At 69.8% G+C, this 11,021-nt stretch carries 9 protein-coding genes and 1 pseudogene; 6 read left to right on the forward strand and 4 right to left on the reverse strand.

The window, feature by feature from the left end:
• Positions 1-65: 65 nt before the first annotated feature.
• From ABIA38_RS36030 to ABIA38_RS36055, 6 genes and pseudogenes are all read left to right on the forward strand, one after another.
• Positions 66-197: pseudogene (locus tag ABIA38_RS36030) on the forward strand (capsule biosynthesis protein CapD); the annotation flags it as partial.
• A gap of 276 nt (positions 198-473) precedes the next feature.
• A complete protein-coding gene (locus tag ABIA38_RS36035) occupies positions 474-1,538 on the forward strand; it encodes a hypothetical protein (protein WP_424643167.1) in 1,065 nt (354 codons plus the stop codon).
• Between the two features lie 143 nt (positions 1,539-1,681).
• On the forward strand, positions 1,682-2,665 hold the full coding sequence (locus ABIA38_RS36040) for an NAD-dependent epimerase/dehydratase family protein (RefSeq protein ID WP_424643168.1): 984 nt from the start codon (positions 1,682-1,684) through the stop codon (positions 2,663-2,665).
• 41 nt (positions 2,666-2,706) lie between these two features.
• On the forward strand, positions 2,707-3,324 hold the full coding sequence (locus tag ABIA38_RS36045; RefSeq protein WP_424643169.1) for a TOPRIM nucleotidyl transferase/hydrolase domain-containing protein: 618 nt from the start codon (positions 2,707-2,709) through the stop codon (positions 3,322-3,324).
• 168 nt (positions 3,325-3,492) lie between these two features.
• Positions 3,493-3,999, forward strand: coding sequence for a SigE family RNA polymerase sigma factor (locus ABIA38_RS36050; RefSeq protein WP_424643170.1), 507 nt, complete (start codon positions 3,493-3,495; stop codon positions 3,997-3,999).
• Between the two features lie 92 nt (positions 4,000-4,091).
• Positions 4,092-4,901: a hypothetical protein gene (locus tag ABIA38_RS36055; protein ID WP_424643171.1), complete on the forward strand. Its 810-nt coding sequence runs from the start codon at positions 4,092-4,094 to the stop codon at positions 4,899-4,901.
• Between the two features lie 113 nt (positions 4,902-5,014).
• Here the strand turns inward: ABIA38_RS36055 and htpG are convergent, their stop codons facing one another.
• The 4 genes from htpG to ABIA38_RS36075 all read right to left on the reverse strand — a co-directional run bounded on the left by htpG (position 5,015) and on the right by ABIA38_RS36075 (position 11,019).
• Complete coding sequence (htpG, locus tag ABIA38_RS36060) at positions 5,015-6,937, reverse strand: molecular chaperone HtpG (RefSeq protein ID WP_424643172.1); 1,923 nt, start codon at positions 6,935-6,937, stop codon at positions 5,015-5,017.
• Positions 6,938-7,205: 268 nt separating this feature from the next.
• On the reverse strand, positions 7,206-7,922 hold the full coding sequence (locus tag ABIA38_RS36065) for a formyltransferase family protein (protein WP_424643173.1): 717 nt from the start codon (positions 7,920-7,922) through the stop codon (positions 7,206-7,208).
• A complete protein-coding gene (locus ABIA38_RS36070; protein WP_424643174.1) occupies positions 7,919-9,238 on the reverse strand; it encodes a cytochrome P450 in 1,320 nt (439 codons plus the stop codon). The genes ABIA38_RS36065 and ABIA38_RS36070 overlap by 4 nt, the downstream gene beginning before the upstream one ends.
• Positions 9,235-11,019, reverse strand: a complete 1,785-nt coding sequence (locus ABIA38_RS36075) for a beta-ketoacyl synthase N-terminal-like domain-containing protein (RefSeq protein WP_424643175.1) — start codon at positions 11,017-11,019, stop codon at positions 9,235-9,237. Before ABIA38_RS36075 ends, ABIA38_RS36070 begins: the two co-directional genes overlap by 4 nt.
• Positions 11,020-11,021 lie beyond the last annotated feature (2 nt).

Below are 11,021 nucleotides of genomic sequence, written 5' to 3' on the forward strand. Positions count from 1 at the left end.
GGGAACGGGTCACGGGTCTCCTTGACCTGAAGTCGCCTTGAGCTTCCAGCGTTTCCTCCGGTTGATCGATCGACGACGGGGACATCGCTTCGGTGGCGCGGGTGGCGCTCACGGAGCCTGATCACCGGGGCCGGACGTATGCCCTGACCGGTCCGGAGCGGGTGACGGCCCGACAGCAGGTGGAGGCCATCGCGGCGGATCCATGAGGTCTTTTTCGTGTCCCGCCGGCGGTACACGACACACGACACGACACGACATCGATGCCAAGCAACCGCCGCGCGCGGAACCTCCACGGCAGCGCGACCCCGAGCCGGTTGACCCGCGACCTGTTCCGTAACTGCCCTACTGCGGGGCATCGTTGCGGCCGAGGGCCGACGAGGAGCCGGGACGGACACGTCGCTGCGCGGCGTTTCCTGGGCGAGGCGACTGCTGTTCGGAACTCCCCTCACGGCACACACAAACCGGGGAGAACCATGAAACGTAAGACTGGTGTCGCTCGTGTCCTGCTTTCGGCCGGACTGATGGCGGCGATGATCAGCGCCGTGGCGCCCACTGCCGCCACCGCCGCACCGACGGCCTGTACTTGGACACCGGCCTTCCTGCCGCTGCCCGCAGGTGGGCTGTTCGGTGAGGTGGTGGCGGCCGACGGAAGTGGTGGGTACGCGGGCACGGTTGGGTACAGCACGGATTACCGGAACAAGGACACCCACGCCGTGGCGTGGAAGAACGGAAAGCCCACCGACTACGGCTACCTGGACGATCCCGGGTACAAGAAGGTGGTCGAAGTCGCCGGCGTGAACGACTCCGGGACGATCGTCGGAATCGCCCGGCGGACCGACGACGGATTCAACGCCGTCCGGTCGCGCAACGGCAGGATCGAGCGCCTGCCCGAACTGCCCGGTGCCGTCTATTCGAACCCGAAAGGCATCAACAACAAAGGGGATATCGTCGGGAACGTCGGGGTCGTCGGCGCCGACAAGATCCTGTACTTCCATCCGGTGCTCTGGCCTGCCGACCAGCCCGGAACAGTGCTGGAACTGACCGATCTGCCGGGCCCCTCGCCTATTGTCGAAGGCCTCGACCAGGACGGCACCGTGCTCTTCACGGTGAACACCGAGACCGGACCGGCCCCCTATCTGTGGCAGGACGGCACAGCGCGCGCACTGCCCCTGCCCGCCGGTGTCAAGACCGCCACCATGCGCGGAATATCGAACGGGCGAGTCGTCGCCAACATCCCCTTCGGCCAGATGAGTGGTACGCAAAGCCTGTTGTGGGATCGCGACGGCAGGCCGCAAGCCGTGCCGCAGAGCATCGATGTCCGAGGCATCAATCGTGACGGCCGGATCGTCGGGCGTGTTGATGTCGCCCCGTGGAGGTCCGTCGGCGTGTGGCAGCTGACCACGCTCGGTGCCACGTTGAACTGGGCCGCCGACTGGCAGTTCGAGATCGTCGTCGCCAGTGACGACGGCACGATCGCCGGCGGGAGCTGGAACTATCCCGTCGGCTTCGAGCGGCCGACCGTCTGGACCTGCCGCTGACCGACCTCGCAGGCCGCGCCCGGGTCCGCCCGGGCGCGGCCTGGCAGTGGCTGCCCGGTCGTGCCGCGCCGGCTCACCCGCGCGGCCCCACCCGAGGTCCCAAATCGTGCGGGTTGCATAAATGGTAAATATCGTTACTTCCTGTGCTTGATACCTATGACACAGTCCTCGTTTCCGGTGGTCTCGGTTTTATCGGGACGCATATGACGAACGCGCTCCTTGCCCTCGGAAAGCAGGTGAGGATCGTCGACACCGGCCGCACGTCGCTCTCGAAGGACCCGCCGCCGGGGGTCACGCTGATCTCGGCGGACATTCGCGACACGGAGAAGGTCGCCGAACTGGCTGCCGGGGCGGACCTCGCCTTCCACATCGCGGCCAACGCCAACGGGACGTTGTCGGTCACCGAGCCGCGCCTGGACTTCGAGATCAATGCGCTCGGTACGTTCTCCTTCGCCGAGGCGATGCTGGCCGCCGGGGTGGGGCGGGTGGTCTACGTGTCGTCGGCGTCCACGTACGGCACGCCGCGCCGGTTCCCCATGGACGAGGAACATCCGAATCGGCCCTTCGTCCCGTACGGCGCGTCCAAGCTCAGTGGTGAGGTCTCCTCCCTGGCCCTGCATCACGCGTGTGGTCTGCCGGTGGTGGTGGGTCGGCCGTTCTGTGTCTACGGGCCGGGCGAGAATCCGCGGGAGGCGATGGTCGAGGTCGGCCGGTTCCTGCGCTGGCACCTCAATGGCGAGCCGATCCAGATCGTCGGCGACATCGATCGTAAGACCCGCGATTTCGTGCACGTCTCCGACCTCGTCGCGGGGCTGCTGACACTCGCCGACAAGGGGCGGTTGGGGGAGGCGTACAACATCGGTTCCGGTACCGAGACCTCGATGCGCCGGCTCGTCGAGGTGATCGGCGAGGCCACGGGACGGCAGCCCGCCGTCGACGTGATCGCGGACATCGAGGACGACACGTACCGCCTCGTCGCGGACATCGCGAAGATCGAGGCGCTCGGATACCGTCCCGCGATGTCCCTGTACGACGGTGTGTCGGCGCTGGCGCAGGCGCTCGGTCCGTCACCGGAACTGCCCGGCGCCCCCACCATCTTCGCCCGGGGCCAGCACGCCGAACAGTGAACACCGTACCGTGCCCGCCTGCTTCGGAGCAGAATCACCCCATGGTCGACATGCGCGCGTTCCGGGAAGCGGTCACCGATTGGGCCGCGGGTGGCTCCGGTGGGCCGGCGAGCGAGTCGGCCGGGCGACTGCGCGTGCGGACCGCGGTGTTGGTGGAGGGGCCGAGTGATCTCGCGGCCGTCGAAACGCTGGCCGTTCGGCAGGGGCGGGACCTGGCCGCCGAGGGGGTGTGCGTCGTACCCATGGGAGGGGCGATGAGCGTGGGTCGCTACGCCGCTCTCCTGGGGCCGCCGGGGTTGGATCTGCGGCTGGCCGGACTGTGCGACGAGGGCGAACAACGTTTCTACGATCGTGCTCTCGAACGGGCGGGGGTGTCGCGCCGAGGCTTCTTCGTGTGTGTGGCGGACCTGGAGGACGAACTCGTCCGGGCGCTCGGCGTGGACCGGGTCGAGGAGGTCGTCCGGGTCGAGGGCGACCTGCGGGCCTGGCAGACGTTCGTGGGCCAACCCGCACAGCAGGATCGCTCCGCGCCACAACGAATGCGGCGCTTCCTCGGCACGAGGAAGGGCCGCAAGATTCGCTACGGCCGCCTCCTGGTCGAGGCCCTCGACCCCGACCGGGTGCCCGCTCCCCTCGACAAACTGCTCGCGAATCTGTGACGACTTCCGCCGACCCGACCCAGGGCCGCGGTCATCGTGCGCACCGTGCCGCCGGCGACGCGGTCGAACGTCCCGCGACACGGCGCGGCTTGGACGCAGCGTTTGTCGGGGGTGACCGCGTCCTCTTGTGTGACACCGGCGGGTCGCACAGGAGGGTCGGAGCAGGGGATGAGAAAGAACGAAGAGACCGACTTCGACGCGTTCGTCATCGCGCGCGGAGCGGCCCTACGCAGGACCGCGTATCTGCTGTGCGGTGACTGGCACGGCGCCGAGGATCTGGTGCAGACGACGCTGACCAGCGTCTACCTTCGCTGGAAACGCATCCGCGAGCCCGCCGCGCGGGCCGAGTACGCCCGCAAGGTGCTGGTCCGGGCGTACATCGACACCACGCGCAGGAAGTCGAACGGCGAGGCACCGGTCGGGGACCTGCCGGACGCGCCCGCCGCCCGGGAGGGGGATCCGGATGTGCGGGTCGCGCTGATGGCCGCTCTTTCGCGGGTGTCGCCGGGCTATCGGGCGGTCCTGGTATTGCGCTTCTGGGAGGACCTGAGCATCGAGCAGACCGCCGCGCTGCTCGGCCGGTCCGCGAGCGCGGTGCGCTCGGGGACCGCGCGTGGTCTCGTCCAGTTGCGGACCCTCCTCGGCGACGAACTCGCCGAACTGCCGCGTCCGTGACGCGGGCACGCGACCTCGACCGACCGCGTGCCGCGGATGTGAACCCGACTCGAACAGGGACCGATGTGACGACGCGAGGAGATGACGGACCCATGATCACCGAAGCCGAACTGCACGACGTATTCAGCCGGGCGCTGCCCGACCTGAGGGACGAACCCACGCTGCCCGACTTCCGCGACTCGGCCCGCCGGCGGGGACACACGGTCCGCCGGCGCCGCCGCCTGGCCGGCGGCGTCGGGGCGCTGGCCGTGGCCGGCCTCGCCGCCTGGACCGCCTTGCTTCCGGTGTGGTCGTCGGGGCCCGCCGAGCGGACCTCGGTACCCGCGGCGGCGGGCCCCGCGACATTCGTGCCGACCTCGGCCGAGGCCGCCGAGATCGCGGCGGACGTCGAGCGCGGGAAGGTGGCGGACGCCGCCCAGGAACGGCTGCGGGAGATCCTCGGCCGCCGGCTCCCCGACACGGTCGCATCCGTTGCGAAGGATCCGGGCGACTACGGCCCCTGGTACGTGCTGACCCTGCGGGACGGTCGCACGCTGCGGTTGGCAGCCACCGATCAAGCGGTACGTTCGTTCTACGGCAACCCCGGAGAACGCGGCCTGTGCGGTCTTCCCCCCGGCCTGCCCGGCGGTCCGGACGTCCCCGACGACATCTGCGACCGGCGCCCACTGCCCGACGGCGGCATGGCCGTCGCCGCGCGCTTCACCGAGCCGAAAAGCGGCATCACGTTCGTCTGGATCAGCATCCTGACCCCCGACGGGAAGTCGCGGTACCTCGTCTCCGAGGACATCCCCGACCAGGGCCCGAATCGCGCCCGCCCGCTCACCGCGGACCAGCTCTTCACGCTCGCCGCCGACCGCGAAGTCGTCGGCGGGCTCAAAGCCTTGATCCGAAGCCAGCGTTGAAGCGAACCGTGGACGTTCGGCCCCTCTCGTCCGCCGCGGTACGCGGCGGACGAGAGGGTGTGGTGCCTACGGCGATGCCCGCGTGGTCGGCGTGACCGGCGGCACCGCATCGGTCACAGGCCGCGGGCCAGGTGGTCGGTGAGCAGCCGGGTGAAGCGGGCCGGGTCGGGCAGGTCGCCGCCCTCGGCGAGCAGCGCACCGCCGTAGACCAACTCGACGATCTCCGCCGACGCGGGGTCGTCGGGGTTGCGCTCGTGCGCCGAGCGCAACGCGGTGATCAGCGGATGCGTCGGGTTGAGTTCCAGGATCCGCTTGACCGGCGGCATCTGTTCGCCCATCGCCCGGTACATCTTCTCCAGGGTCGGGGTCATGTCGTGGGCGTCGCCGACGATGCACGCCGCCGACGTGGTCAGCCGCGACGACAACCGGACCTGCTTCACCTGCTCGGACAGGATCGTCGACAACCACGGCAACAGGGTGGCGAAGTCCTGCTCGTGCTCGGCCTTCGCGGACCCGCCCGCCCCCTCGCCGTCCTCGTCGGCGGGCGCGTCGAGGTCGACCTGGCCCTTGGCGATGGACTGTAGGCGCCGGCCGTCGAAGGCCGGGACCTGGTCGACCCAGACCTCGTCGACCGGGTCGGTGAGGATCAGGACCTCGTACCCCTTGGCGATGAAGGCCTCCATGTGCGGGGAGTTCTCCACCATCGCGCGGGTTTCGCCGGTCAGGTAGTAGATCGTGTCCTGGCCGTCCTTCATGCGCTCGACGTATTCGCGCAGGGTGGTGGTTTGGTCCGGGTCGTGCGTGGAGGCGGCCGACACCAACTCCAGCAGGGCCTCGGTGTTGTCGGTGTCCTCGAGCAGGCCCTCCTTGAGCGCCCGGCCGAACTGGGCCCAGAACTTCGCGTAGCGCTCGGCGTCGTTGGCCTGCATGTCCTTGACCGCGCCGAGGACCTTCTTGATCAGGCGCCGGCGTACGCCGCGGATCTGCCGGTCCTGCTGCAGAATCTCGCGGGAGATGTTCAACGACAGGTCGTGGGCGTCCACGACACCCTTGACGAAGCGCAGGTAGTTCGGCATCAGCGCGTCGCAGTCGTCCATGATGAACACGCGCTTGACGTACAGCTGCACACCGCGTTTGGTATCGCGGGAGAACAGGTCGAACGGTGCCTGCGACGGGATGAACAGCAGCGCCTCGTACTCGAAGTTGCCCTCGGCGCGCATGTGGATGGTCTCGGCCAGCTCGAGGCGGTCGTGGCTGATCTGCTTGTAGAACTCGTGGTACTCGGCCTCGGTCACCTCGCTGCGCGGCCGGGCCCACAACGCCTTCATCGAGTTGAGCGTGTCGACTCCGTGCGTGGTGACGCCGTCGGCGTCGGAACGCACGGTGGCCATCCGGATCGGCCAGCGGATGAAGTCCGAGTACTGCTTCACGATCCGGCGGATCTGCCACTCGGCCAGGTAGTCGGCCGCCCCGTCCTCGCCGTCGACGGTCTTGAGGTGCAGGGTCACCGAAGTACCCACATCCAGCCCGTCGACGGACCGGATGTCGTAGGTGCCCTCGCCGTCGGACTCCCACAGGGTGCCCGAGTCGGTGCCGGCCCGCCGGGTGCGCAGGGTGACCTTGTCGGCGACCATGAACGCCGAGTAGAAGCCGACGCCGAACTGCCCGATCAGGCTCTGCGCCGCGCCGGCGTCCTTGGTCTGCTTCATCTTCTCGAGCAGCGCGGCGGTGCCGGACTTGGCGATCGTGCCGATCAACTCGACGATGTCGTCGCGACTCATGCCGATCCCGTTGTCGCGCACGGTCAGCGTACGGGCGTCCTGGTCCACCGCCAAGGCGATGTGCAGGTCGGAGGTATCGACCTCGAGGTCGGAGTCGATCAGCGACTCCAGCCGCAACTTGTCCAGCGCGTCGGAGGCGTTCGAGATCAGCTCACGCAGGAAGATGTCCTTGTTCGAGTAGATCGAGTGGATCACCAACTGGAGCAACTGACGTGTCTCGGCCTGGAATTCCAGCGTTTCGACACTGCTACCCACCCTGGGGTCTCCTTTCGGGAGGAAAACGTCGTGGACGGATCCGGTGCGCGCCCCGACCGGCCACGTCGGCGCCCGGGGCCACGGCTCCTGGTATCCCACTCGAGTCGTCTCCCCGGCGACGCCGTAGCCGTGTCGTCACAGCGGCGACACGATAGCGCGTCCGGGCGCCTCCCGGTGTTGCCCACCAACCCGTTACGTCACCCGCACCGCGAGGTGGGCCGTGCTCGGATGGCCCGGGGCCGCACCGCGGCGTTCTGGTCCCGGTCGACTACACCGTCCCGGTCGGCCGCCGGCGCGTGTGCAGTGCCCATTTGCTGCCGTCGACGGACGCCGTGCCGGGCAACGCGATGAGTTCGGGTTTGAACAGCGGTGGTGCGCCCATCGCGGGCTCCCAGGTCGCCAGCCGCTCGTCCTGCGGGACCTCGATCCGGCTGCCCTCGGCGAGGTCGGCGACCACCCTGGACAACAACCGCACACCGAGCGGGGCCAGGTGCTCGCGCCACAGGCTCCGCGCGGTCGAACCCGGCGGCACGAACAGGTGCTCCTGGGCGGCGATCGGGCCGCCGTCGGTGCGCTCGGTGAGGTGGTAGACGCTGCCGCCCGTCACCTTGTCGCGGTCGCGAATCGTCCAGCGCACCGCGTCCCGGCCGCGGTGCAACGGCAGCAGGCTGGGGTGGTAGCCGATGGCGGCGATGGCGGCCCTGGCCCGGGTGCGGCGGCCGACGAAGGCGTGCGAGTGCGCGGCGACGATGACATCGACGCCGTCCGGGACGTGCGTCGCGCGCAGTTCGGCCGAGTCCGTCCACGGGATGCTCCTGGGGTAGGCCCAGGAGCGCAGGCGGTCCCAGGACAACGCGTTGCACTCGTCGGAGTGGCCCCGGCGCAGCCGGGGGGCGGCCACCCCCGCGATCCGGTGCCCGTCGTCCAGGAGGGCGTCCGCGACCTGAACCGCGAATGCCCCCTGTCCGGAAAGGTAGATGTTCACGCGCGCTCCCGGCGGTCGCTGGTCGGGGGTCCGCCGTCGGCGCAGGGGGTGTCGCTCGACGGTCGGCCCCTTTCGGTCCGCGGTGATCGGGTCGATCCGCGGTGATCGGGCCGGAACCGCACCGGCAGGGCGGCGAATCCGGTCAGGAAGTTGGACCGGATCCGCGGTGACTCGTCGGTCTGCTCGAATCCGGTGGTGAAGTCCCGCAAGGCCATCAGCAGTTCGGCGATCTCCACCCTGGCCAGGTAGGCGCCGACGCAAAAGTGCGGGCCGTAGCCGAAGGCCAGGTGTCGGTTGGGGGTGCGGCCGAGGTCGAACACCTCGGGCCGATCGAAGACACGTTCGTCCCGGTTGCCGGAGGCGTGCCAGAGCGTGACGATCTCGCCCGGCCGCAGCCGTACGCCGTGCAGTTCGTGCTCGCGGACCACACTGCGCCCGAAGTGCATCGTGGGTGACGCCCAGCGCAGCACCTCGTCCACGGCGGTGTCGATCGAGACCTCGCCGTGCTTGAGCCGCCGCCACTGCTCGGGGTGGGCGGCGAGGGTGTGGACGCTGTCGATCATCGTCAGCCGGCTGGTCTCGTTGCCGCCGATGATCAGGCTGTAGCAGTTGAGCACGACGTCCTCGTCGGACAGCGGCATACCGTCGATGGAGCTGTCGACCAGCCTGCCGATCACGTCGTCGCGCGGCGCCTCGCGCCGCTCCTCGACCATGTCCATGAAGTACATCAGGATCTCGTTGCGGGCCATCTCGGAGTCGACCTCGTCGACGTCCTCGTCCTCGGTCGACAGCGCGGTCCTGGTCTGCGCGAGCAGGTGGTCCCAGTCCTGTTCGGGTACGCCGAGCAGGTTGGCGACGGTGGTCATCGGGACCCGGCCGGCGATCCGCTCGGCGAAGTCGCAGCCGCCGGTCTCGATCGCCTCGCGGATCAGCCGCCGGGTGTCCACCCGTACCGTCGCCGCGACCTCGCGCAACACCGAGGGCGAGAGCACCCGTTGCAGGATCTTGCGCAACTCGTGGTGCCGGTGCCCGTCGGTGACGGCCAACATCCGGCCGGCCGCGGCGTCCCCGCCGGACAGCAGCGTGACGAGCACGTTGCCGCGCTCGGAGGTGAGGTGCACGTCGTCCCGGTAGGCGGCCATGATGTCGGCGTGGCGGGAGAGCACCCAAAACCCCCGGCGGCCGTCGACCGGAGGGTTCCAGTGCACCGGGGCGGTGTCGCGCAGGGTGCGCCAGAGCCCGCCGAGGTCGTGGTTCGCGAACGTGTCCGGGTCGCCCAGGTCCACGGTGTCCGGTGTCGGCGTGTGCACGGTCACCAGTCCGTACGCCAGAACCGACGCGGCCGGAACGGGTAGGTGGGCAGCGGAACCCGGTGGCCGGCCTCCCCGCGGTGCAGGAAGTCGAAGTCCACCCGCTCGCCGTTCACCCACGCGCCGGCCAGCTCCGACAGTGCCGATCCGTCCGATCCGGACGGCACGATCCCGCGCTCGGTGCGGCGGAAGGAACCCGCGTCCGCCCGCGGTGCGGTGGCGGTCGTGCCGGCCGGGCCGCCGGGGGAGTCGGCGCAGAGCGCGTCGATCAGTTCGGCACGACTGTGCACCACGGCCGCCCACCGGCGAGGCATCACCCTGCGGCCCAGGTTGAGGCTGAAGCACAGGTCGTCCAGGCGCAGTTCGGGGTCGGCCAGCAATCGCTCCCGCAGCTGTGCGCGCCGGCGACCGAGCGCCGCGTCGTCCAGCGCGGACAGGGTGGCCAGTCGCGGCTTGCCGACGACCTCGGGGGCTCGCCGGGCGCCGGGCGGCGGCTCCTCCAGGACCAGGTGCGCGTTGTAGCCACCGCCGGCGATCGCGGTGACGCCCGCCCGGCGGATGCCGGACTCCGGTGCCCAGTCCGCCGGTTCCAGTTGCGGTACGAACGGGGTGGCGGGGAAGTCGAGGTCCCGGTTGACCTCGGTGAGGTTGATCGTCGGTGCCAGCTTGCGGTGGTAGAGGGCCAGCGCGGCCTTGACCGCGCCGAAGCCGCCGGCCACCACGCCGCCGTGGCCGACGTTGCCCTTGACCCCGCCGATCGAGCAGGTGCCGGTCCGCTTGCCGAACGCCATGCCCACCGCGTGCACCTCGAGCTCGTCGGTCATCGGCAGCCCGAGACCGTTGGCCTCGTACATCGACACGGTGTCCGCGGTGACGCCGCCGACCTGCATGGCGTTGGCGATGCACGCGCTCAGCCGCTCGGGGTGGGCCAGACCGTAGGCCATCGCGCTGACCCCGTTGTTGTTGATGGCCGAACCCTTGATCACGGCGTAGATGTGGTCGCGGTCGGCGACGGCCCGGGCAAGCGGCTTGAGCAACATCGTGACCACGCCGCTGGAGAGCGCCGTGCCGGTGCCGTTGGCGTCGAACGGGCGGCAGTGGCCGTCCCGGGACAGGACGCGGCCCTCCTCCCACAGATGACCACGAGGGTGCGGCAGGCGGACCATCGCGCCACCGGCGATCGCCATGTCGGTCTGGCCGAGCAGCAACGACTGGCAGGCCAGGTGCACCGAGTAGTGGAAGCCGGCGCAGACCGCGGCCAGGGTGACGGCCTCGCCGGTCAGCCCCAGGTAGTACAGCGCGTTGGACGTCATGGTGTCCGGCGACCAGGCCAGGCTGCGCTCGATCGCCTCGGGGCCGACCGAGACCCGGTCCGGCGGGGAACTGTAGAGCGCGGCGGTCTGCGGGTTGTTGGCGCCGTAGACGCCCACCTCGCCGGTGATCCGGTCCGGGTCGTAGCCGCCGTCCTCGAGCGCCTCCCACGCGCTCTCCAGGAACAGCCGGTTCTCCGGGGTCATCGCGGTCGCCATCCGGTCGCCGATGCCGAACACCGACGGATCGAACTCGTCGAAACCGTCGAGCATGCCGCAGGCCCGTACGTAGAACGGGCTGTGGATCAGCGTCTCGTCGACCTCGATCTCGTCCTTGGCCAGGAACGTCACGGACTCTCTGCCGTGTACGAGGTTGTCCCAGAACTGTTCCTTGGTGCGGGCGCCGGGCGCCCGGCACGAGATGCCGATGACGGCCACGTCACCCGGGTCGTAGTCCTGCTCGGGATGGTCGGACATGG

Origin of the sequence: Embleya sp. AB8, from assembly GCF_049739465.1 — a bacterium.
Classification (GTDB): Bacteria; Actinomycetota; Actinomycetes; order Streptomycetales; family Streptomycetaceae; genus Embleya.

What these genes read in the sequence shown, in the direction of transcription:
- ABIA38_RS36045 (WP_424643169.1), top strand. Translation starts at nt 2,707, where the DNA reads ATGGTCGACATGCGCGCGTTCCGGGAAGCGGTCACCGATTGGGCCGCG.
- ABIA38_RS36050 (WP_424643170.1), top strand. Translation starts at nt 3,493, where the DNA reads ATGAGAAAGAACGAAGAGACCGACTTCGACGCGTTCGTCATCGCGCGC.
- ABIA38_RS36075 (WP_424643175.1), bottom strand. Translation starts at nt 11,019, where the DNA reads ATGTCCGACCATCCCGAGCAGGACTACGACCCGGGTGACGTGGCCGTC.
- ABIA38_RS36055 (WP_424643171.1), top strand. Translation starts at nt 4,092, where the DNA reads ATGATCACCGAAGCCGAACTGCACGACGTATTCAGCCGGGCGCTGCCC.
- ABIA38_RS36035 (WP_424643167.1), top strand. Translation starts at nt 474, where the DNA reads ATGAAACGTAAGACTGGTGTCGCTCGTGTCCTGCTTTCGGCCGGACTG.